Below are 23165 nucleotides of genomic sequence, written 5' to 3' on the forward strand. Positions count from 1 at the left end.
GTAAATGTTTAAAAGGCTTATAACATACAAACAATAAGTATATCGGTTTTATACATATTAAGGAGGATGATCATGGCGATTGCTTCTGAAACAATCAAGCACAAAAGCGGTTACAAGCTCCATATTGTTCGTACTACTAAATATAAAACGAATACACTGGTATTCAAAATGAAAGCGCCACTAACGAAAGAAACGGTGACATATCGGGCGCTATTTCCGCATGTTTTACAAAGTAATACAAGTAAATATCCGACAACACCTGAGCTTCGATCTTATTTAGATGATTTGTACGGAGCTGGACTTTATGTGGATGTGACAAAAAAAGGAGAATACCACATTATTAGTTTCACCATTGATATCGTAAATGAGAAGTTTTTAAGTGATACTACGCCGCTTTTAGAGAAGGCTTTTTCGCTTTTGTCTGAAGTTCTTTTTCATCCAAAAGTTGAAGAGATGGCTTTTGATTCAGCAACTGTAACAAATGAAAAACGAGCATTAAAGCAACGAATTCAATCCGTTTTTGATGATAAAATGCGCTACTCGTCGAAGCGTCTTGTCGAAGAAATGTGTGCAAATGAACCTTATGCGCTAGAAGCAAATGGCCGTTTGGAAGAATTGGAGCAAATTACGCCAATGTCTCTTTACGATTATTATCAAAAAGCGCTGAATGAAGATGAAATTGACTTATATGTAATAGGTGATCTTTCAGAGGACGAAGTAGATGGATTAGCGAGTCAGTATATCTCGCTTTCTGACCGTAAACCAGTTGTGTTGTCGAGACAGGCTAATGCTTCGATTGAGGATGAAAAGGAAGTAATTGAAAAAATCGATGTAAAGCAAGGAAAATTAAATATCGGTTATCGGACGAATATTTTATATGGAGACCCTCAGTATTTTGCCTTGCAGCTATTTAACGGTCTTTTTGGTGGTTTTTCTCACTCCAAATTATTTATCAATGTGCGTGAAAAGGCCAGTCTCGCTTATTATGCAGCGTCTAGGGTAGAAAGTCATAAAGGCTTATTAATGGTCATGTCAGGAATTGAAAATGAGAACTATAAGCAGGCTGTTGACATTATTAAAGAACAGTTTGAGGCGATGAAGCAAGGGGATTTTACAGAAGAAGAACTATTGCAAACGAAGGCAGTTGTGAAAAACCAAGTATTAGAAACGGTGGATGTTGCACGAGGTTTGGTCGAGCTTTTATATCATAATGTGCTGGCGAATCAGTCTATTTCTCTCGATGAATGGATAGGAAAGACGGAACAAGTTACAAAAGAGGAAGTCATGAAAGTTGCTAACCAGATGAAGTTAGATACGATTTATTTCTTAACGGGAACGGAGGTGCAACGCTGATGGAGAAGATTCTTTTTAATCAGTTACAAGAAGAGTTGTATTACGAAAAATTAACGAATGGTTTAGATGTGTATATTTTACCGAAACAGGGGTTTAATAAATCGTTTGCGACGTTTACGACAAAGTATGGCTCAGTTGATAACCATTTTAAATCTTTACAGAAACAGGAATTTATTCAAGTGCCTGATGGCATTGCCCATTTTTTAGAGCACAAGCTATTTGAGAAGGAAGATGGAGATGTTTTTCAACAATTTAGTAAGCAGGGAGCTTCGGCCAATGCGTTTACCTCTTTTACTAGAACGGCTTATCTTTTCTCAAGCACAGATGAATTTCAATCGAATTTAACGACCTTGATTGATTTTGTTCAAGATCCCTATTTTTCTGAGAAAACGGTTGAAAAAGAAAAAGGAATTATTGGTCAAGAAATTAATATGTATGATGATAATCCAGATTGGCGACTATATTTCGGTACAATTGCAAATATGTACCATCATCATCCGGTTAAAATTGATATTGCCGGTACGGTTGAATCGATTGCGAAGATTGATAAAGATATGTTATATGAGTGTTATCATACTTTTTATCATCCAAGCAATATGCTATTGTTTATTGTTGGTCCTGTTGAAGTGGAATCGATTATGGAGCAAATTCGTCAAAATCAGAACAGTAAGAAGTACGAGGCTGGAGCAGAAATTGAACGAAAGTTTGAGCCGGAGCCGGATTCCGTTGCTAAGAAGATGGAACGTTTGAGCATGAATGTACAAACACCAAAAGTGATGCTTGGCATTAAAGCTGCAAATGTACAGCAAAGCGGGAAGGAACTTTTGAAGCGAGAGCTCGCAACGAATATTTATTTAGAAATGTTATTTGGGAAAAGTTCTCCCCTTCATGAAAATTTGTACACAAAAGGGTATATCGATCAAAGTTTTTCATATGATTATACACAAGAACAAGGCTTTGGCTTTGCTTTAATTGGCGGTGATAGTGCGAAGCCGGACGAATTAGCTGAGCAGCTGCTTCGTATCTTACAGCAATCGAAGACAGGAACAGGGTTAACAGAGGAGAGCTTGCAGCGAACGGTTAAGAAAAAAATTGGCTCTTTTCTACGTTCACTGAATTCCCCGGAGTATATTGCCAACCAATTTACAAGGTATGCGTTTAATGACATGAATTTGTTTGATGTTGTAAGTGAATTAGAGCAGCTAACTTTCACAGACATTAAACATATCGCTAATGAATTAGTGACAGATGATCGAATTACGGTATGTCAAGTCGTTCCTAAATAAAGTGAAACTTCCATCAGTGGGGGTTTTTCTTCATCCCCCACTGATGGTTAGTCACGTTCTACGGTCACTAAGATTTCCGCTTCGCTTCAATCAAATGACCGTATGAACCTGATTGGTTCAACTATACCTTTGAAAATCGCAAAGGTAAGTTTCACTGTATCTCACCAATCGGACCTTTACGGGCAGTTGTCCCCCATCTATCTTCCTTGTTCATTTTGAATCTTGAGGTGAGGGTCTTACTGCCCGTTAAGAGTGAGATAAAAAGTTAGGTTAGTAATTCATCGATTAGGGCTCGTTTTATGCGAAACTTTAGGCTTGGAATGAGCTCCTAATCGACCACGCTAAAAAGAGGAGCCAATGTAAAAAGAAATAAAAAGGGGGCGCAAGTTGTGGAGAAACGCTTTGCCCTTATTACGGGAGCGAGCGGCGGAATTGGCAGTCAAATTGCTTTAAAACTCGCCGAGGAGAACTATTCACTTTATTTACATTACAATGCAAATGAAGAAGCGATTCAAAACTTGATGAGACAGCTTCAACCATTTGATATCGAAGTAATTCCGATTCAAGCAGATCTCTCGACAAAGGAAGGCTATAAACAGCTTGTTCGAAATATTTTTGCTCTTCATGCTATTGTATTGAATAGTGGAAATAGCTATTACGGACTGATTTCTGATATGGATGAGCAAGTGGTTAGTGAGATGGTTCAACTGCATGTGACAAGCCCGTTTCAATTAACGAAAGAGTTATTGCCAAAGCTCATGTATCAAGAAAAAGCTGCAATTGTTGCAGTGACGTCGATTTGGGGACAAACAGGGGCTTCCTGTGAAGTACTATATTCGATGCTAAAAGGCGGGCAAAATGCGTTTATTAAAGCGCTTAGTAAAGAGGTTGCATTAAATGATATTCGCGTTAACGCGGTAGCTCCTGGTGCGGTTTCAACGGCCATGTTGCAATCTTTTAGTGCCGAAGATCTTGAATTAATTAAAGGGGATATTCCGATGGGGCGTATGGGGAACCCAGAAGAAGTTGCTGAAGCCGTAGCGTTTCTATTGTCGGATAAAGCGGCTTATATTACTGGTCAAGTTCTTGGAGTAAATGGCGGTTGGTATACGTAATAATTTTTCCTAAATGATGTATAAACCCTTCGTCTTTGTTACAAAATATCATTGTACTATTACGAAGGAGGGTGACTTTCAATGTCTGTTTTAGATAATTGGGATCAATGGAAAAACTTCTTAGGGGACCGATTACATCAAGGACAAGGTCAAGGTTTAGAACAGAGTGCAATTTCGAATTTAGCTTATGAAATTGGAGATTACTTAGCGACACAAGTAGATCCAAAAAATGAGCAAGAAAGAGTGTTATCGGATCTTTGGTCTGTAGCTAGTGAAGAAGAACGACATGCCATTGCAAGTGTAATGGTTAAACTCGTTGAAAACAACGGTACATCAAAATAAAACATATAGTAAAAACCCTGTTTATGTAGCAGGGTTTTTTCTATTTTTATAAACGTGTGCTAAATAAAAAGTGCATGCTTCAATGAAGAATATTTAGATTCAGAAAATACGTTGACTTTTGCAAGGTTTTCCCTTTCAACTTCTATTGAAATGCTATATCATAGAAGGTATACAAAGAGGATGGTGTTCGTTCGAAAAAGTTTTAAATAAATAGAAGTGCGTATATAAGTGGTAAAAAAGAAATGTAAGGATTAACTATTTTTTATGCTCTGTTAAATAATGTTGTTGATTTTTGATATGTGAAACAACCCTATTTTTTAACATAGCTTTTTAAAACAGGACAACAATGATTATTCAAAAGTGTAAGGAAACCTTTGATACAAATAGATTTGTTAAAAGAGTTTTATTAGTTAACATCAACAGCGTCATATACCATATCCATAAAAATAAAAAGCAAAAAGCGAGGTGAAGCCTGCTATTGAAGTATGGATAAACAACTCTTCCAAACATTCAGGAGGAAATCTGCTTAGCAATGTCTCCGCTTAAGTATGCGAAAAGAGTTTATCTATTCTTTTAGTAGCAGTGTATCGTGGAAACAACTGAATGGTACTTTGAATACGAAATCCAAAAAAACCGCCCGGGGTTATTAGGAGATATTTCGTCGTTATTAGGTATGCTTTCGATTAACATCATTACGATAAATGGCGTTGATGAAGGCAAACGTGGTATGTTACTCGTAGCGAAGGAGCGCAGAAATATAGAGAGATTTGAATCAATCCTTCAAACGATGGATACGATAAAGTTGATTAAGTTAAGAGAACCTAAATTGCGTGATCGACTCGCTGTACGGCATGGAAGATATATTCAACGTGATGCGGATGAGAAGAATACCTTTCGCTTTGTGCGTGATGAGTTAGGGTTGCTTGTCGATTTTATGGCAGAATTATTTAAAAAAGAAGGTCATAAACTGATAGGAATTCGAGGGATGCCTCGTGTAGGGAAAACTGAATCAATTGTGGCTGCGAGCGTTTGTGCTAATAAACGGTGGTTATTTGTGTCATCGACGCTTTTAAAACAAACCATTCGGAGTCAATTAATTGAAGATGAATACCACAATGACAACTTATTTATTTTAGATGGAATTGTATCTACTCGCCGAGCAAATGAGCGTCATTGGCAGCTTGTACGTGAAATTATGAGATTGGATGCGGTTAAAGTAATTGAGCATCCAGATGTTTTTGTCCAAAATACAGAGTATACGCTCGAGGATTTTGACTACATCATTGAATTGCGAAATAATCCTGAAGAAGAAATTAAATATGATGTAGTTGACCAAAATGACCATTTTTCGACATCGGAATTTGGCGGTTTTGATTTTTAAAATGGAAGGTGTTTTAGTTGACAGAACTAGGTAATAGATTGAAGGAAGCGAGAGAAGCTAAAGGGCTCAGCTTAGATGATTTGCAAGAAATAACGAAGATTCAAAAGCGCTATCTCGTTGGAATAGAAGAAGGCAATTATGAAATGATGCCCGGCAAGTTCTATGTGCGCGCTTTTATTAAACAATATTGTGAAGCGGTCGGCTTAGATTCAGAAGAAATTTTCGAACAATATAAAAGTAATGTTCCCGTTACACACCAAGAGGAACTACCTGAGCTTTCGAGAGTTCAAACACGAAAAACGGTTTCAGCAAGCCAGTCTAAAATCATCGACATGCTTCCAAAGATTTTGGGCGGTGTAGTAGTGATTGGAGTCGCTGTGCTTATTTATGTATGGGTGTCTAATGCTATGGGCGATTCCAAAAATGAACAAGCGGAGGATACTAAGCAATCGGAAAACGTTGGTTTTAATGAAAGTGAAGAATTCTCTAAAGAAAAAGAACCAAAAGAGACAGATACGCATAAAGAAGCTGCAAAACCGAATGAAGAAGAGAAAGATGAGCCTATAGCAGAGGAAGTAGAGCAAGAATTAAAGGTTATTAACTCTAGCGGTAAAAATAGCACATATGAATTAAAGAATACAGACGCATTTACGGTTAAGCTTGTTTCCTCAGGTGAACCTTGGGTCGGTATAACAAACGGTAATGGAAGTTATTTATATCAAGGAACACTGAAAGTAGATGAAGAGAAAGAATTAGATGTGAAGGATGAGTCTGTTGTTATCCTGAACTTAGGAAGAGCACAAGATGTTGAAATTTATGTGAATAACGAGAAACTAGAATATGCTATTTCTCCAACAGAAGTGCTCAGTCAAAAGATTACGATTCAATTTACGAAAGCTGATTCGTCATCTACTCAATAACGAGCACTATAAAAGAACAACTGTAGGAAAGCGCATATTTTGGAGGTTTGACATTGAATTTACCTAATAAGATTACACTATCTCGTATTTTTTTAATTCCTATTTTTTTAATTATTATGCTTGTTCCTTTTTCTTGGGGAGATCTTTCATTTGGAGATTATTCATTGCCTGTTACTCATTTTGTTGGAGCGTTATTGTTTATTATTGCTTCGACAACAGATTGGATTGATGGGTACTATGCGCGGAAATATAATATGGTTACCAATTTAGGGAAGTTTTTGGATCCACTTGCGGATAAGCTATTAGTTTCGGCTGCTTTAATTGTGTTAGTTGATTTAGATTTAATGTATGGTCAGGCTTGGATTGCCATCGTTATTATTAGTCGCGAATTTGCGGTCACTGGACTGCGTCTCGTGCTGGCAGGAACAGGTGAAGTTGTAGCAGCTAATCAGCTTGGGAAAATTAAAACGTGGGCACAGATTGTAGCTATTTCCGCATTATTACTTCATAATTTGCCTTTTGCTATGATATCCCTTCCATTTGCTAATATTGCGCTATGGATTGCTTTAATTTTCACAATTTGGTCAGGTTATGATTATTTTGCTAAAAATAAAGATGTATTTGTAAACTCTAAGTAATAAGAGTGGGGAGAGGATATTGGAATGGATGCAGAAATTATTGCTGTTGGTTCCGAGCTATTACTAGGGCAAATTGTGAATACAAATGGTCGTTTTTTATCACAGCAGTTTGCTGAAATGGGGATTAATGTTTTTTATCATACGGTCGTTGGCGATAATGATCGTCGCTTGCAGCAAGCTATTGAATTAGCTGAGTCCCGTGCTGATTTAATTGTATTTACAGGTGGGCTTGGTCCGACGAAAGATGATTTAACGAAAGAAACAATCGCCCGTCATTTAGGGAAACAGCTCGTGTTTGATGAGGAAGCTCTTCGTTCTATTGAAGATTATTTCAGTAAAAAGGGTCGGATAATGACAGAAAATAATAAAAAGCAAGCCCTTGTTTTAGAAGGCTGTCATGTCCTAAGAAATGATCATGGAATGGCGCCAGGAATGGTGTTAACTCAAGCGGGCATTACATACATGTTATTACCTGGTCCTCCAAAAGAGATGGAACCGATGTTTTTAAGCTACGGCTATCAACAATTACAAAATAGACTTCAAAGTAAGGAGCGAATTGAATCAAAGGTTCTTCGCTTTTACGGCATAGGAGAAGCGTTATTAGAAACAGAAATTGAGGACTTGTTAGAGAATCAAACAAATCCAACGATTGCACCGTTAGCGGCAGACGGTGAAGTGACATTACGGATTACTTCTAAAGATGAATCAAAGGAAAAGTGCGAAGCCCTTATTTCACAAGTGGAAGCTGAAATTCTCCGCCGTGTTGGTCAATTTTATTATGGCAGCGATCAAACGTCGCTTATTCAAGAATTAGTAAAAGAGTTAACAAAGCGTGATATGACCATTGCTGTTGCCGAAAGCTTAACAGGTGGGATGTTTCAAGAACAATTAACGACCATTCCTGGTGTTAGCGCAATATTTAAAGGCGGCGTTGTTAGCTATGCAACTGCAGTAAAAGCAAAAATGCTTCATGTAAGTGAAGCGACGATTGCAAACTATGGTGTTGTTAGCGAACAATGTGCCCTTGAAATGGCAGCTAATATACGTACGGAGCTGGAGAGCGATGTCGGAATTAGCTTCACTGGTGTAGCAGGGCCAGAGGAACAGGAGGGTAAACCAGCCGGTACAGTTTTCATTGGTATCTCGTATCGAGATGGTCGTTCTCATGTTCAATCTTTAAACCTTTCTGGAAGTAGGGCACAAAATAGGATTCGGACTGTCAAATATGGCTGTCATTATTTATTAAGAGATATACAGCAAATGTAGTTGAAACAGGGCTTCTTTTGAAGCTCTGTTTTTCTATGCAGGCCAAGGTTTATTATGTGAAGCTTTTTTGAACATTCTTTTTAGATGAAATTTGATTCTTACATGTATTTATGCTTTAAATAGAGACTTATGAGATAGATTTGATGTTTTTATTGGAAAAATAGCCAAGTAAAAAAACGAATAAATGTTCGTCTTTTTACTTGGCAAATGATCGAAAACAGTATATAGTAGAGATAGGTTTTGAGACAAGTTTCATACCGTTTTATGTTACCGTTTAGAATAATGATAATCATAGATTGATTAATTTGAATATATAAGGAGGCAATACAATGAGTGATCGTCAAGCCGCATTAGAAATGGCGTTAAAGCAGATTGAAAAACAATTCGGAAAAGGTTCTATTATGAAAATGGGAGAACAAACAGACCGAAAGATTTCTACTATTTCAAGTGGTTCTCTTGCTTTGGATGTAGCCCTTGGAGTAGGCGGGTATCCACGTGGCAGAATTATTGAAATTTATGGACCAGAAAGTTCAGGTAAAACAACAGTGGCTCTTCATGCCATTGCAGAGGTACAAGCTAATGGAGGCACAGCTGCGTTTATTGATGCCGAGCATGCGCTCGATCCAGATTATTCACAGAAGCTGGGTGTAAATATTGATGAGTTGCTGTTATCTCAACCAGATACAGGGGAGCAAGGACTTGAAATCGCGGAAGCATTAGTACGAAGTGGTGCAGTCGATATTATTGTTATTGATTCGGTTGCTGCATTGGTACCAAAAGCAGAAATCGAAGGAGAAATGGGTGACTCTCACGTAGGTCTTCAAGCGCGTCTTATGTCGCAAGCGCTTAGAAAATTATCCGGGGCGATTAATAAATCGAATACGATTGCTATCTTTATTAACCAAATCCGTGAAAAAGTCGGTATTATGTTCGGAAACCCTGAAACAACTCCAGGTGGACGTGCGCTTAAGTTTTACTCAACTGTTCGTCTTGAAGTACGTCGTGCTGAGCAATTAAAACAAGGGAATGACGTAGTTGGAAATAAAACAAAAGTAAAAGTTGTGAAAAATAAAGTAGCTCCTCCATTCCGTCAAGCGGAAGTTGACATTATGTATGGAGAAGGGATTTCACGTGAAGGTGAAATTATTGATATGGGGTCTGACTTGGATATCGTACAAAAAAGTGGCTCATGGTATTCTTATAATGATGAGCGTCTTGGACAAGGCCGTGAAAACGCGAAGCTTTTCTTAAAAGAAAATAAAGATGTTGCAAAAGAAATTGCTCAAAAAATTCGCGATCATTACAATTTAGACGGAGAACATGTACTGCCAGAAGGAGCAGATGATGAGGAGCTGCTACCTGAACTTCTTGATTAATCAATGAACCGAAAAACAGATCTTAGCCCTTGGGCTAAGGTCTGTTTTAGTTAATCTATAAGGTATAGGTGTATGAATGTTTTATTTAGTGGATTTTTGAAGAATAATCCGTTCGCATAAGGGTACGGCACTTGACAATAAAAATCCACAACTATACAATTAATATGTATATTTTACATTTTTTCAAACTAAAATTTTGAAAATTAAGCGCTGTATATTGAACGTATGTACAATGTATTTGCCGACAGTTCAACTTTATTAGGAAAAAAGTTCGTAGCAAGGGGAGGTGAAATGATGGAACCCATGACAATCATCTTCACTTTGCTTGGCCTAGTCGTCGGTGCAGTTGTTGGCTATTTTGTTCATAAGTCAAAGTTTGACAACAAAATAGCAGGGGCAAGGGGCTCTGCTGAACAGATTGTAGAGGATGCAAAACGGGAAGCAGAGGCTCTGAAGAAAGAAGCCTTATTGGAAGCAAAAGATGAAATTCATAAAATTCGTACCGATTCTGATCGTGAAGTACGTGAAAGAAGAAACGAATTACAAAAACAAGAAAATCGATTATTGCAAAAAGAAGAGAATTTAGATCGTAAAGACGAAGCGTTAGATAAACGTGAAGTTCTTTTAGAGAAGAAAGAAGATTCTCTTAACCAAAGACAACAGCATATTGAAGAGATGGAAAGCAAAGTGGACGAGATGGTTCGTAAGCAGCAAACAGAGATTGAACGCATTTCAAGCTTAACTCGTGAGGAAGCAAGAACGATTATTATTGATCGTATGGAGCAGGAGCTCGCTCACGATATTGCGCTTATGGTTAAAGAGAGTGAAACCCGAGCTAAAGAAGAAGCAGACAAGAAAGCGAAAGATATTTTATCTTTAGCAATCCAACGTTGTGCAGCTGACCATGTTGCTGAAACAACGGTGTCTGTTGTTACTCTTCCAAATGATGAAATGAAGGGACGGATTATCGGACGTGAAGGCCGAAATATCCGAACACTTGAAACGCTAACTGGAATTGATCTTATTATTGATGATACCCCAGAGGCAGTTATTTTATCAGGGTTCGATCCAATTAGACGAGAAACAGCTCGCCTAGCTTTAGAGAAATTAGTCCAAGATGGGCGAATTCATCCGGCTCGAATTGAGGAAATGGTGGATAAAGCAAGACGTGAGGTGGATGAACACATTCGCGAAATTGGTGAACAAACTACTTTTGAAGTAGGCGTTCACGGGCTCCATCCAGACCTTATTAAAATTCTAGGTCGTTTGAAATTCCGTACTAGTTATGGACAAAACGTGTTAAAACATTCGATTGAAGTTGCACAACTTTCAGGTTTACTTGCCGCAGAGCTAGGGGAAGATGAGGTGCTTGCTCGCCGTGCTGGATTGCTTCATGATATTGGTAAAGCTATTGATCATGAAGTAGAAGGTAGTCATGTTGAAATTGGTGTCGAATTAGGGACGAAGTATAAAGAACATCCAGTCGTCATTAATAGCATCGCTTCTCATCATGGAGATACAGAACCGACTTCAGTTATTGCTGTACTTGTGGCTGCAGCGGATGCTTTATCTGCAGCAAGACCAGGTGCTCGCAGTGAAACACTTGAAAATTATATTCGTCGTCTGGAGAAATTAGAAGAAATTTCTGAATCCTATGATGGTGTTGAGAAATCTTTTGCGATTCAAGCTGGACGCGAAGTGCGTATTCTTGTGAAACCTGAACAGATTGATGATTTAGCTGCTCATCGACTTGCACGTGATATTCGCAAGCGAATTGAAGAAGAGCTCGATTATCCTGGACATATTAAAGTAACAGTTATTCGAGAAACAAGAGCTGTTGAATATGCTAAATAAAACGAAGTGGTTTTATACCGCTTCGTTTTTATTTTCGGCTATGTTACAATATTGTCTGAAGAAATGATAATGATGATGCGTTAAATAGAAAGGATTTTTGTATGAAATTGCTGTTTATTGGAGATGTTGTTGGCTCCCCAGGAAGAGATATGGTCAAGGAATACTTGCCAAAGTTAAAAGAGAAACATCGTCCACATATTACGATAATTAATGGTGAAAATGCGGCTGGTGGACGTGGGATAACAGAGAAAATATACCGTGAATTTCTTGAATGGGGTGCACAAGCTGTTACAATGGGCAACCATACATGGGACAACCGTGATATTTTTGAATTTATTGATGAAGCTAAATATCTTGTACGACCTGCAAACTTTCCTAAAGGTACGCCAGGAGAAGGTTTAAAGTTTTTAAAATTAAATGAGCTCGAAATTGCGGTCATTAATCTTCAGGCCCGCACCTTTATGCCAGCGCTAGATTGTCCGTTTCAAAAAGCGGAAGAGCTTATTTTAGAAGCGCAAAAAAGAACACGGATAATTTTCATTGATTTTCACGGAGAAGCGACAAGCGAAAAACAAGCAATGGGCTGGTATTTAGATGGAAAAGTGTCGGCAGTTGTTGGAACTCATACACACGTTCAGACAGCTGACAATCGAATTTTGCCAAATGGAACAGCTTACATATCGGATGTAGGGATGACAGGTCCATATGATGGAATTCTTGGTATGGAACGAAGCGCTGTCATTCATCGATTTTTAACAAGCTTACCTGTTCGTTTTGAAGTACCGAAAGAAGGGCGTACTTTATTAAGTGCTGTTTTAATTGATATTGATGAAAAAAGTGGAAAAACAAAGAAGATTGATCGCATTTTAATTAATGAAGATCATCCGTTTTTTCATTAAGTTCTGTTACATAAAGTTATTGAATTGTGGCTTTAGAGTAAACGAGCTGTCTCCTTATTTCTTGTCATACAAGTTTGTTCCCTTGAATATAGTAGCAGTGGAAAGAGTCATACCAGTTGAACCATGCTTCAATCGGTAAGGGAAAACGAGGAGGACTAGGAATGGAAATATTAAAGGTTTCAGCAAAATCTAATCCTAATTCTGTAGCTGGCGCACTAGCTGGAGTTCTGCGAGAACGAGGGGCTGCCGAAATTCAAGCAATTGGAGCAGGTGCGTTAAACCAAGCCGTCAAGGCAGTAGCAATTGCAAGAGGGTTTGTTGCCCCTAGTGGAGTCGATTTAATTTGTATTCCTGCTTTTACAGATATTCAAATTGATGGTGAGGAAAGAACGGCCATTAAGTTAATTATTGAACCGAGATAGCTTTATACGCAAATGTCCTGTTTGTCAACTGGCAAGCAGGTTCTTTTTGTTGAATCCGTTACGTTAGATAAGCACGTAATTCCTTATCATATGAATAAGTTTAAATAAAGGAGAGGTTCGCTTGTCCATTTTTGATGCTCATTGTGATGTGTTAATGAAAATGTTTATTAATCCAGAGATTTCTTTTAACGATAGTCATCTATTGCATGTAACGAAGCGAGCATTAATCGAAGCGAATGGAAAGGTACAATGTTTTGCAATCTATATTCCCGAAAGCGTGCCTCCGAACAGAAGATTTACTGCCGCTCTTAGTATGGTTGATATTTTTTATGAAAAAATTTTAGCGGAACCTGAAATGAAGCTCGTACGTTCAAAAGCAGACATTAATGCCTTAAAGGAAGGGGAAATTGGTGCGCTGCTTACGTTAGAAGGATGCGATTGCATTGGGCAAGATATATTAAAGTTAAAGACATTGCTCCGTTTAGGTGTTACTTCAGTTGGTTTAACATGGAATTATGCTAATTTCGTGGCGGATGGAGTGTTAGAGAAGAGAGGGGCAGGTTTATCCAGCTTTGGGGAAGAGGTTATTGCTTTATTGAATGAACAATCTGTTTGGTGTGATGTATCTCACTTATCAGAAGCAGCTTTTTGGGATACGATTCAACGAGCTGCATATCCCATTGCGTCTCATTCAAATGTGTATCATTTATGTGCACATCCGCGTAATTTAAAGGACGATCAAATTCGGGCTTTATTACAGAAACAAGCGGTCATTGGGGTGACGTTTGTACCACAATTTTTAACGAGTCAGATCTCTGCGACGATTGCTGATGTTTTACGGCATATTGATTATATTGCGAGCTTAGGGGGGGAGCGTCAAATTGGGCTAGGTTCTGATTTCGATGGAATCGATGAAACCGTTATAGGATTATCAACTTATCGACAATATAATGATTTATGTAATGAGTTAGTGAAACGGTATTCAGCTGATTTTGTCAAAGGTCTATTATTTACCAATTTTGCGAATCATTATCCACGTTAGTTAGCTTTTATGGCGGTGGAATGGATAAACAAGACTTATACAATAGTTTATTATTTAAATTTTCAGGAAATATAAAAAAATGGAAGCAAAAAATTTGCAATTTAGTAGATAAAAACGCTAGAATTGAAACGTTTAATACATGTTTCCTGTTATAATAATAAATGATTCCCAATGTATTAGATAAATGTTGAGGGTTACAGTCAAATTTCGTTAAGTTGTAATTATTTGAACGTATTCAAAGGAGTGTAAGTCATGATCAATCAACTTTCATGGAAAGTTGGCGGGCAGCAAGGTGAGGGTATTGAAAGTACAGGCGAAATTTTCTGTATTGCTCTTAACCGTTTAGGTTATTACTTGTATGGTTACCGTCATTTCTCATCCCGGATTAAGGGAGGACATACGAATAATAAAATTCGTGTAAGTACAAAAGAGACACGCGCTATCTCGGATGATTTAGATATCCTAGTTGCGTTTGACCAAGAAACGATTGATGTCAATTACCATGAAATGCATGACGGTAGTATTATTATCGCCGATGCAAAATTTAAACCAGTGAAGCCAGATGACACGGAAGCATCTCTATACGTTGTTCCATTTACAGAGATAGCGACAGACTTGGGCACATCATTAATGAAAAATATGGTGGCTATTGGTGCAACATGTGCCATTCTCGGTATGGAGATTTCTGTATTTAGTGAAGTTGTAGAAGAGATTTTTGGCCGTAAAGGCGAAGAAATCGTGAAAAAGAATATGGACGCGATTGCTGCTGGATATGAATATATGAAAGACGAGCTTGGTGAACAACTTGGTGCTATGAAGCTTGAAGAGGCGGATGGCCAAAAGCGTTTATTTATGATTGGCAACGATGCGATTGCACTTGGAGCGATTGCAGGTGGATGCCGTTTTATGGCTGCGTATCCAATTACTCCAGCTTCTGAAATTATGGAGTATTTAATTAAAAAATTACCTGCATTAGGCGGTACTGTTATTCAAACGGAAGATGAAATTGCCGCGGCTACAATGGCGATTGGTGCAAACTACGGTGGCGTGCGTACGATTACAGCGTCAGCTGGTCCAGGTCTTTCTTTGAAAATGGAAGCAATTGGCCTAGCTGGTATTACAGAAACACCGATTGTTATTGTCGATACACAACGTGGCGGTCCTTCTACAGGCTTGCCAACGAAACAAGAACAATCGGATTTAATGGCGATGATTTACGGGACACATGGTGAAATTCCAAAGATTGTAATGGCGCCAAGTACAGTAGAAGAAGCATTCTACGATACGGCAGAAGCTTTCAATCTAGCAGAGGAATACCAATGCCCGGTTATTGTTTTATCAGATTTACAGCTTTCTTTAGGGAAACAAACGGTACAACCGCTTGATTATAGCAAGGTGGAAATCCGTCGTGGTAAATTAGTAGATTATGATATTCCTGATACGGAAGGTCATGCATACTTCAAGCGTTATGAAGTAACAGCGGATGGCGTTTCTCCTCGTGTTATTCCAGGAATGAAAAATGGAGTTCACCATGTAACAGGTGTTGAACATGATGAAACAGGTAAACCATCTGAATCTCCATTAAACCGAAAAGCCCAAATGGATAAACGTATGCGTAAAATCGAAAATATCCGCTTTCATACACCAGTCTATAAAAATGTACCGCATGCTGAAAGCGATTTGTTAATTGTTGGTTTTAATTCAACACGTGGAGCTATTGAAGAGGCGATTGAACGGTTAGAAGCAGATGGAATAAAAGTGAATCATGCTCAAATTCGTCTGATTCATCCATTCCCAACAGATGAAGTGCTTCCTTTAGTACAAACAGCGAAAAAAGTAGTCGTGATTGAAAATAATGCGACAGGACAATTGGCGAATATTTTGAAAATGAATGTTGGCCATGTAAATAAAATTTCAAGTATCTTGAAATATGATGGTAATCCATTCCTGCCGCATGAAATTCATACACAGTGCAAGGAGTTGTTCTAATATGGCAACATTTAAAGACTTTCGAAATAATGTAAAACCGAATTGGTGTCCAGGATGCGGTGATTTTTCTGTTCAAGCAGCGATTCAACGTGCTTCAGCAAACGTTGGTCTCGAACCAGATAATTTGGCCGTTATTTCAGGAATTGGTTGTTCTGGTCGAATTTCCGGTTATATTAAATCGTATGGATTTCATGGGATTCATGGACGTTCACTGCCAATTGCTCAAGGAGTTAAAATGGCAAACCGTGATTTAACCGTAATTGCTTCAGGCGGAGATGGAGATGGTTTTGCAATCGGAATGGGTCATACCATTCATGCGATTCGTCGTAATATTGATATTACGTACATTGTTATGGATAACCAAATCTATGGTTTAACAAAGGGACAAACTTCTCCGCGTTCAGCGACTGGATTTAAAACAAAATCAACGCCTGAAGGTTCGATTGAACAAGCTGTGTCACCAATGGAGTTAGCGTTATCTGCTGGTGCAACATTTGTCGCCCAAAGCTTTTCAACGGATTTGAAAGATTTAACGGCGATTATTGAAGCAGGTCTAAATCATAAAGGATTTTCGTTTATTAACGTATTTAGCCCATGTGTAACTTACAATAAAATCAATACGTATGATTGGTTTAAAGAACATTTAACAAAATTAAACACAATTGAAGACTATGATTCTTCTAATAAAGAATTAGCGATGCAAACGTTAATGAAGCACGATAGTTTAGTAACAGGTATTATTTATCAAGATACATCACGCCCTTCATATCAAGAGCTTGTTCCTGGATATGCAGAAGAACCATTAACAAAAGCAGATTTAACATTAGATCAAGCACATTTTGATAAATTAGTAGCTGAATTTATGTAAAAAAGTTATTACAAAAAAGGTTCACTCATAATGATGAGTGAACCTTTTTTCGGAACTATTTATGGCTTAAGATTCGTATCAGTGGTATTACAACCACAGTTGTGATAGTGGTCTTAGCTTTTAACTAGTTCCTATTTATTATCACGAAGACTCGTGTCTTCTGTTACGATTACGACGGTTACATTCGCGTACAGCACGGCAGAAATCATTTCTGTTGAAAGAAGCTCTTATATTGAAGTTATTTCTGTTTCTATCTGATGATTCTTCACGTCTATTTCTACGTCTACGTCTGCGATCACAAGATGATGATTCCTCGAAACGATTGCAGCAGCAATGGCGACGACGTCTGTGACAGCCGCAAAATCCAAAGCCAAAGGTATTAAAACACATATTAGCCACTCCTTGAAAGTTTTTTATTTTGTTGTACACCCTATCATATGCAGGCGTGGACAGCGTGTATGGGGAGTAGGCCCTTTTTTATCGAAAAATATATCAATAGCCTAAAAAAAATTTATTTCCGGTTCGTTTCTGAAGTTTTTTCTTATACACGTCTATACAATGTGTGAGCTATTGTTTCTGATAGATAAAAGCCTTATACTAAGGTAATGTGTATGTCTCACACATCATACGTTCAAAAACCTTGATAAAATCAAGAAAATATATGAAACTAAAAATAAGGAAATATAGTTAGTCAGAGAAGTCTAACTCCGATGAAAGGGGATTATTATGAACGAGAAACAACGATTAGAATCACAACAAGTACAGGCTGAAACACCAGCGGACAAAAAATCCGAAAAGGACTACAGCAAGTACTTTCAAGCCGTTTACATTCCACCTTCCTTGAAAGATGCTAAAAAGCGCGGAAAAGAAGAAGTGAAGTACCATGATGATTTTAAGATTTCAGAACAATTCCGTGGTATGGGAGAAGGAAAGAAATTCTACATCCGAACATACGGCTGTCAAATGAATGAGCACGATACAGAAGTGATGGCAGGGATTTTTATGGCTTTAGGCTATGAGGCGACGAACTCTGTAGAGGATGCCAATGTCATTTTGTTAAACACATGCGCCATTCGTGAAAATGCTGAAAACAAGGTGTTCGGTGAACTTGGACATTTGAAAGCATTAAAACTTGAAAAACCAGATTTATTGCTCGGTGTTTGTGGCTGTATGTCTCAAGAAGAATCTGTCGTAAAGCGAATTTTAGAAAAGCATCATTTTGTGGATATGATTTTCGGTACGCATAATATTCACCGCCTTCCAGAAATTTTGAATGAAGCGTATCTTTCAAAGGAAATGGTCATTGAGGTATGGTCTAAAGAAGGCGACGTCATCGAAAATCTTCCGAAAGTGCGTAAAGGGAAAATTAAGGCATGGGTTAATATTATGTACGGCTGTGATAAGTTCTGTACGTATTGCATCGTGCCGTATACTCGCGGTAAAGAGCGCAGTCGTCGTCCTGAGGACATTATTCAAGAAGTACGTCATTTAGCGGCGCAAGGTTATCAAGAGATTACACTGCTTGGTCAAAATGTAAATGCGTATGGAAAAGACTTTACAGATATCGACTATCGCTTCGGTGATTTAATGGATGAAATTCGCAAAATTGATATTCCGCGTATTCGCTTTACAACGAGTCATCCGCGTGATTTTGATGATCATTTAATCGAAGTGCTTGCAAAAGGCGGAAACTTGGTGGATCATATTCATTTACCTGTTCAATCAGGCAGTGATGAAGTGTTAAAAATTATGGCTCGTAAATATACACGTGAGCACTATTTAGAGCTTGTGAAAAAAATTAAAGAAGCGATTCCAACTGCTTCTTTAACAACAGATTTAATCGTTGGTTATCCAAATGAAACAGAAGAGCAGTTTGAAGAAACGTTATCTCTTTATCGTGAAGTTGGCTTCGATGCTGCTTACACATACATTTATTCACCGCGAGAAGGTACTCCAGCTGCGAAAATGACGGATAATGTATCGCTGGAAGTGAAGAAGGACCGACTACAACGATTAAACGCAGTTGTGAAGGAATTTTCAGCAGAGAAAATGCATGCATATAAAGGCGAGGTCGTAGAAGTGCTTGTGGAAGGGGAAAGCAAGAATAACCCTGATGTTTTAGCTGGTTATACGACTAAAAATAAGCTGGTGAACTTCAGAGGACCGAAATCTATTGTCGGCCAAATTGTGAAGGTGAAAATCACTGAAACGAGAACATGGTCATTAAATGGAGAGTTGGTTGAAGAAGGAGCAGCAATTGAGGTGAAGTAAAATGACGAAATATACAAAAGACGACATTTTAACAAAAGCAGCTGAACTAGCAGAGATGATTGCCAAGACAGAAGAAGTGGATTTCTTTAAGCAGGCTGAGGAAAAAATTAATGAAAATCAGAAGGTTCGTGAAATGATTGCAAGCATTAAAAGCTTGCAGAAACAAGCAGTGAATTTTCAGCATTATGGAAAAGAAAAAGCCTATAGCCAAGTGCAAGCGAAAATTGAAGAGTTAGAAAAGCAATTGGATGAGCTTCCGATTGTCCAACAATTTAAACAATCTCAAGTCGATGTGAACGATTTACTGCAAATGGTTGCATCTCAAGTATCGAATAAAGTGACGGATTTGATTATTGAGTCAACAAACGGGGATGTCTTACGCGGTGAAACAGGTTCACAAGTTCAAGCCGGCGGTGGAAGTTGTTCTTAATGAGTCATTAATCTTTACTCCAAAAATAAAAAAGCGTATGGGTTTTCCATGAACCCATGCGCTTTTTTTATTGGGTAGATAACAAGTAGTTAAGTAACTTGTCGCCTGATAAGCAAGCTTCTGCTTTGAAACAGGGAGACGCTCTCTCCGCCTTTGTGTCATGCTTCAGCTTTTTCAAGCACTCCTCATCCGCCCATTCGTGACACATATCCCATACGGCTATCATAAAATAACCTAGATTTACAAAATAAACGCAGTTTTCCATGTTATAAATTAATTTGCACACTAGACTTTTACCACGCATACGATGAATGGAAACTGTATGAGGAGGGTTCGCTAGCATGTCACAATATAGAGAGATTATTACAAAAGCGGTGGTGGCAAAGGGACGTAAATTTACAAAGTCCTCTCACACCATTAGCCCGGCTCATCATCCTACTAGCATTCTAGGTTGTTGGATCATTAATCATAAATATGAAGCAAGAAAAGTCGGCAAGAAAGTAGAAATTCATGGCAGCTATGAAATTAATGTTTGGTATTCTCACAACCAAAATACGAAAACAGAAGTTGTTACAGAAAAAGTACGTTATACCGACGTTGTTTCCATCAGATACCGCGATCCAGATTGCTACGGTGATCAAGACATTGTTGCAACAGCGGTTCAACAGCCGAACTGTTTAGAAGCGTCGATTGCTCCAGGTGGACAAAAAATTATTGTTCACGTGGAACGGGAATTTTTCGTGGAAGTGATCGGTGAAACAAAGATTTGTGTCGCTGTAAGCCCGAATGGCCGCTGTGAGGATGAGTGGGACATCGATGATGACGATGATTTTGAAGACTTAGATCCAGATTTTCTTGATGAGTTCGAAGACGAATAAGATATTCTTTACCCGGATGGACATTCTTTTCATCCGGTTTGTTTTATATGGCCGGAAAGTAAGAGAATCGAAGAGGTTTTGGAATATTCATTGTTTTAGAGCAATCATGCGAATCGGTAAACCTTTCATGTCGCTAGATGCCTGAATCTAAATGGAGATGTGTTATAATGGTGATACGTATGTACGATTTTACTACAGTTTGGAAAGGTTTTGAAACAATGGCTGGATATACGCCGATGGTACAACAATATTTAACAATTAAGGCAGAGTATCAAGATGCCTTTTTATTTTTTCGATTAGGCGATTTTTACGAAATGTTTTTCGACGATGCTATTAAAGCGTCTCAGGAATTAGAAATTACGTTAACGAGCCGTGATGGCGGAAGTACCGATCGCATTCCGATGTGCGGGATTCCTCATCATTCTGCGGCTAATTATATTGATATATTAGTAGAGCGTGGCTATAAAGTAGCCATTTGTGAGCAAACGGAGGATCCGAAGCAAGCGAAAGGAGTCGTTCGTCGTGAAGTTGTTCAGCTTATTACACCTGGAACAAAAATGGATGGAAAAGGCTTGAATGAGAAAGAAAACAACTTTATTGCGACGGTGACAGACTTTGCGGATGGAACATTTGGCTTTGCCTATACGGATCTTTCAACTGGAGAAAATAAGGTCACCCTTATAGAAGGCAGCTTTGATGAAGTGCTAAACGAATTTGCGATTCTAGGTGCGAACGAAGTTGTGATGGCAAGTAATTTTCCAGAAGGTTGGAAGAAAAAGTTGCAAGATCGTGGTGCAAAGGCAATTTCGCTTGAAGACTATACAGAACAAACGGAGCAGTTTACGTCGTTACTGCGTGATTTAAAGCAGGAAAAACAAAAGTTGGCTGTAACAAGATTATTCAATTACTTATATCGCACACAAAAACGTTCCCTCGATCATTTGCAGTCTGTACAAGCTTATGAAACGTCGCAGTATATGAAAATAGATTATTATTCAAAGCGGAATTTAGAGTTAACAGAAACGATCCGATCGACAGGGAAGAAAGGCTCTTTACTTTGGTTATTAGATGAAACAAAGACAGCGATGGGCGGGCGTTTATTGAAGCAATGGATTGACCGACCGCTCATTAATCAAAAGCAAATTGAACGCCGTCAACATATCGTGGAAACTTTAAAAAATCAATACTTTGAACGCCAAGATTTACGTGAACGCTTTAAAGAAGTATACGACTTGGAGCGTTTAGCTGGTCGAGTAGCCTTTGGAAATGTGAATGCGCGTGACTTGATGCAATTAAAGCGTTCGCTTCAGCAGTTGCCTATCATTCGTGAAATTGTTCGTTCATTGGGAGATTCTTCTGAAATTTCAACACTAGCTGAACGACTCGATCCGTGTGAGGAAGTGACTGATTTACTAGAAATGTCGATTGTTGAAAATCCACCGCTGTCAATCAAAGAAGGCAATATTATTCAAGATGGCTATAATGCGGAGCTTGATATGTATCGCGATGCTAGTCGCAACGGGAAAACATGGATTGCGAATTTAGAGCGTGAGGAACGAGAACGTACAGGCATTAAATCATTAAAAATTGGCTATAATCGTGTGTTTGGATATTATATTGAAGTAACGCGTGCGAATTTGCACTTGCTCGAGGAAGGTCGTTATGAGCGGAAGCAGACGCTAACAAATGCTGAACGCTTTATTACACCAGAATTGAAGGAAAAAGAAGCATTAATTCTGCAAGCAGAGGAAAAAATTATTGGACTTGAATATGAACTGTTCTTACACATTCGTGAACAAGTGAAAGAGTATATTCCTCGCTTACAAGCGTTAGCCAAAGCGGTAAGTGAGTTAGATGTGCTTCAATGCTTTGCGACAATTAGTGAAGAACGTCATTATGTGAAGCCTGTTTTTTCAAATGACCGTACAATCCATTTGCAAGAGGGGCGTCACCCTGTCGTAGAAAAAGTATTACAAGCCCAAGAATATGTGCCGAATGATTGTTATATGAACGGCGAACGAGAGCTTCTCCTTATTACGGGACCGAATATGTCGGGGAAAAGTACGTATATGCGGCAAGTTGCTTTAACCGCCATATTAGCACAAATCGGCTGTTTTGTATCGGCAAGTGAGGCAGTGCTTCCGATTTTTGATAAAGTGTTTACTCGAATTGGTGCTGCGGATGATTTGATTTCTGGACAAAGTACGTTTATGGTCGAAATGTTAGAAGCGCGGAATGCCATTATGAATGCAACCGAAAACAGTTTAATTTTATTCGATGAAATTGGGCGTGGAACATCTACGTATGATGGGATGGCGCTTGCCCAAGCAATTATTGAATATATTCATGAGAAAATCGGAGCAAAGACGTTATTCTCGACTCACTATCACGAATTAACGGTATTAGCTGAAGAGCTGCCAAGACTACAAAATATTCATGTAAGTGCGATTGAACAAAATGGAAATGTAGTCTTTTTGCATAAAATTAAGGAAGGCGCAGCGGACAAAAGTTACGGGATTCATGTGGCGAAGCTGGCTGAGCTCCCACAGCCGCTCATTGACCGTGCTTCCGCGATTTTGTCGCAACTCGAAAGCGAAGGAAGTCAAACCGCCGTCGTAAAAGAAGCACCATCCGTTGTGATGGAGGATGATATTGCTCAACTTTCTTTTTTTGGAGAAGAATCGGCACCTTCCGAGAAAAAAGTCCCTTCTACGAAAGAAAAGAAAGTGCTTGAACAATTACAACAACTTGAGATTCTTGATATGACACCACTTGAAGCGTTGAATGTTTTATATAAATTGCAAAAGAAATTAAAGTAAAAGAAACGAGGCGAAA

The 23165-nt window shown here is 38.5% G+C and carries 20 protein-coding genes; 19 read left to right on the forward strand and 1 reads right to left on the reverse strand.

Annotated elements, in window-relative coordinates; translation table 11 throughout:
- Positions 1-72: 72 nt before the first annotated feature.
- From yfmF to ACE199_RS02590, 15 genes are all read left to right on the forward strand, one after another.
- Positions 73-1353: an EF-P 5-aminopentanol modification-associated protein YfmF gene (yfmF, locus tag ACE199_RS02520; protein WP_375348432.1), complete on the forward strand. Its 1281-nt coding sequence runs from the start codon at positions 73-75 to the stop codon at positions 1351-1353.
- Positions 1353-2639 carry an EF-P 5-aminopentanol modification-associated protein YfmH gene (yfmH, locus tag ACE199_RS02525; RefSeq protein WP_375348433.1) on the forward strand — a complete coding sequence of 429 codons (1287 nt, stop codon included), beginning with the start codon at positions 1353-1355 and terminating at the stop codon, positions 2637-2639. The genes yfmF and yfmH overlap by 1 nt, the downstream gene beginning before the upstream one ends.
- A gap of 389 nt (positions 2640-3028) precedes the next feature.
- Positions 3029-3754 carry an elongation factor P 5-aminopentanone reductase gene (gene ymfI, locus ACE199_RS02530; protein ID WP_375348434.1) on the forward strand — a complete coding sequence of 242 codons (726 nt, stop codon included), beginning with the start codon at positions 3029-3031 and terminating at the stop codon, positions 3752-3754.
- Positions 3755-3835: 81 nt separating this feature from the next.
- Complete coding sequence (locus ACE199_RS02535; RefSeq protein ID WP_252294362.1) at positions 3836-4096, forward strand: DUF3243 domain-containing protein; 261 nt, start codon at positions 3836-3838, stop codon at positions 4094-4096.
- A gap of 589 nt (positions 4097-4685) precedes the next feature.
- On the forward strand, positions 4686-5477 hold the full coding sequence (locus ACE199_RS02540; RefSeq protein WP_119116500.1) for a DUF3388 domain-containing protein: 792 nt from the start codon (positions 4686-4688) through the stop codon (positions 5475-5477).
- Between the two features lie 17 nt (positions 5478-5494).
- Positions 5495-6397 carry a helix-turn-helix domain-containing protein gene (locus tag ACE199_RS02545; RefSeq protein WP_375348435.1) on the forward strand — a complete coding sequence of 301 codons (903 nt, stop codon included), beginning with the start codon at positions 5495-5497 and terminating at the stop codon, positions 6395-6397.
- 53 nt (positions 6398-6450) lie between these two features.
- Positions 6451-7035 (forward strand): CDP-diacylglycerol--glycerol-3-phosphate 3-phosphatidyltransferase, encoded by a 585-nt coding sequence (pgsA, locus tag ACE199_RS02550; protein ID WP_127759840.1) that lies wholly within the window; start codon positions 6451-6453, stop codon positions 7033-7035.
- Between the two features lie 24 nt (positions 7036-7059).
- Positions 7060-8301, forward strand: a complete 1242-nt coding sequence (locus tag ACE199_RS02555; RefSeq protein WP_375348436.1) for a competence/damage-inducible protein A — start codon at positions 7060-7062, stop codon at positions 8299-8301.
- Positions 8302-8630: 329 nt separating this feature from the next.
- Positions 8631-9677, forward strand: coding sequence for a recombinase RecA (recA, locus tag ACE199_RS02560; protein ID WP_127759842.1), 1047 nt, complete (start codon positions 8631-8633; stop codon positions 9675-9677).
- Positions 9678-9971: 294 nt separating this feature from the next.
- The gene (rny, locus tag ACE199_RS02565) at positions 9972-11531 is read left to right on the forward strand and encodes a ribonuclease Y (protein WP_252291409.1); all 1560 of its coding nucleotides are present in this window, start codon (positions 9972-9974) and stop codon (positions 11529-11531) included.
- A gap of 101 nt (positions 11532-11632) precedes the next feature.
- Positions 11633-12430: a TIGR00282 family metallophosphoesterase gene (locus tag ACE199_RS02570; protein WP_375348437.1), complete on the forward strand. Its 798-nt coding sequence runs from the start codon at positions 11633-11635 to the stop codon at positions 12428-12430.
- 161 nt (positions 12431-12591) lie between these two features.
- The gene (spoVS, locus tag ACE199_RS02575; RefSeq protein WP_119116493.1) at positions 12592-12852 is read left to right on the forward strand and encodes a stage V sporulation protein SpoVS; all 261 of its coding nucleotides are present in this window, start codon (positions 12592-12594) and stop codon (positions 12850-12852) included.
- A 121-nt stretch (positions 12853-12973) separates the two neighbouring features.
- Positions 12974-13894: a dipeptidase gene (locus ACE199_RS02580; RefSeq protein ID WP_375348438.1), complete on the forward strand. Its 921-nt coding sequence runs from the start codon at positions 12974-12976 to the stop codon at positions 13892-13894.
- 252 nt (positions 13895-14146) lie between these two features.
- Positions 14147-15883: a 2-oxoacid:acceptor oxidoreductase subunit alpha gene (locus ACE199_RS02585; protein WP_375348439.1), complete on the forward strand. Its 1737-nt coding sequence runs from the start codon at positions 14147-14149 to the stop codon at positions 15881-15883.
- Position 15884: 1 nt separating this feature from the next.
- Positions 15885-16751, forward strand: coding sequence for a 2-oxoacid:ferredoxin oxidoreductase subunit beta (locus tag ACE199_RS02590; RefSeq protein ID WP_375348440.1), 867 nt, complete (start codon positions 15885-15887; stop codon positions 16749-16751).
- Positions 16752-16978: 227 nt separating this feature from the next.
- On the opposite strand, the gene ACE199_RS02595 is transcribed toward ACE199_RS02590, so the two are convergent.
- The gene (locus ACE199_RS02595; protein ID WP_375348441.1) at positions 16979-17125 is read right to left on the reverse strand and encodes a hypothetical protein; all 147 of its coding nucleotides are present in this window, start codon (positions 17123-17125) and stop codon (positions 16979-16981) included.
- 352 nt (positions 17126-17477) lie between these two features.
- Between ACE199_RS02595 and miaB the strand changes: the two genes are divergently transcribed.
- The 4 genes from miaB (at position 17478) to mutS (ending at position 23149) form a co-directional block, all read left to right on the forward strand.
- Positions 17478-19022 carry a tRNA (N6-isopentenyl adenosine(37)-C2)-methylthiotransferase MiaB gene (gene miaB, locus ACE199_RS02600; RefSeq protein ID WP_127759847.1) on the forward strand — a complete coding sequence of 515 codons (1545 nt, stop codon included), beginning with the start codon at positions 17478-17480 and terminating at the stop codon, positions 19020-19022.
- Position 19023: 1 nt separating this feature from the next.
- Positions 19024-19452, forward strand: a complete 429-nt coding sequence (locus ACE199_RS02605; protein ID WP_127759848.1) for a YlbF/YmcA family competence regulator — start codon at positions 19024-19026, stop codon at positions 19450-19452.
- A gap of 341 nt (positions 19453-19793) precedes the next feature.
- Entirely contained in the window at positions 19794-20330 is a 537-nt protein-coding gene (locus ACE199_RS02610; protein WP_127759849.1) for an outer spore coat protein CotE, read from the forward strand.
- Between the two features lie 218 nt (positions 20331-20548).
- A complete protein-coding gene (mutS, locus tag ACE199_RS02615) occupies positions 20549-23149 on the forward strand; it encodes a DNA mismatch repair protein MutS (protein ID WP_375348611.1) in 2601 nt (866 codons plus the stop codon).
- The last annotated feature ends 16 nt before the right edge of the window (positions 23150-23165 follow it).

The organism is Peribacillus sp. Hz7, assembly GCF_042136355.1.
Classification (GTDB): domain Bacteria; phylum Bacillota; class Bacilli; order Bacillales; family DSM-1321; genus Peribacillus; species Peribacillus asahii_A.

Bases quoted from the DNA above. Each gene is read 5' to 3' on its own strand.
- yfmF (WP_375348432.1), top strand. From the start codon at position 73: ATGGCGATTGCTTCTGAAACAATCAAGCACAAAAGCGGTTACAAGCTC.
- yfmH (WP_375348433.1), top strand. From the start codon at position 1,353: ATGGAGAAGATTCTTTTTAATCAGTTACAAGAAGAGTTGTATTACGAA.
- ACE199_RS02535 (WP_252294362.1), top strand. From the start codon at position 3,836: ATGTCTGTTTTAGATAATTGGGATCAATGGAAAAACTTCTTAGGGGAC.
- ACE199_RS02555 (WP_375348436.1), top strand. From the start codon at position 7,060: ATGGATGCAGAAATTATTGCTGTTGGTTCCGAGCTATTACTAGGGCAA.
- recA (WP_127759842.1), top strand. From the start codon at position 8,631: ATGAGTGATCGTCAAGCCGCATTAGAAATGGCGTTAAAGCAGATTGAA.
- rny (WP_252291409.1), top strand. From the start codon at position 9,972: ATGGAACCCATGACAATCATCTTCACTTTGCTTGGCCTAGTCGTCGGT.
- ACE199_RS02570 (WP_375348437.1), top strand. From the start codon at position 11,633: ATGAAATTGCTGTTTATTGGAGATGTTGTTGGCTCCCCAGGAAGAGAT.
- spoVS (WP_119116493.1), top strand. From the start codon at position 12,592: ATGGAAATATTAAAGGTTTCAGCAAAATCTAATCCTAATTCTGTAGCT.
- ACE199_RS02585 (WP_375348439.1), top strand. From the start codon at position 14,147: ATGATCAATCAACTTTCATGGAAAGTTGGCGGGCAGCAAGGTGAGGGT.
- ACE199_RS02590 (WP_375348440.1), top strand. From the start codon at position 15,885: ATGGCAACATTTAAAGACTTTCGAAATAATGTAAAACCGAATTGGTGT.
- miaB (WP_127759847.1), top strand. From the start codon at position 17,478: ATGAACGAGAAACAACGATTAGAATCACAACAAGTACAGGCTGAAACA.
- ACE199_RS02605 (WP_127759848.1), top strand. From the start codon at position 19,024: ATGACGAAATATACAAAAGACGACATTTTAACAAAAGCAGCTGAACTA.
- ACE199_RS02610 (WP_127759849.1), top strand. From the start codon at position 19,794: ATGTCACAATATAGAGAGATTATTACAAAAGCGGTGGTGGCAAAGGGA.
- mutS (WP_375348611.1), top strand. From the start codon at position 20,549: ATGGCTGGATATACGCCGATGGTACAACAATATTTAACAATTAAGGCA.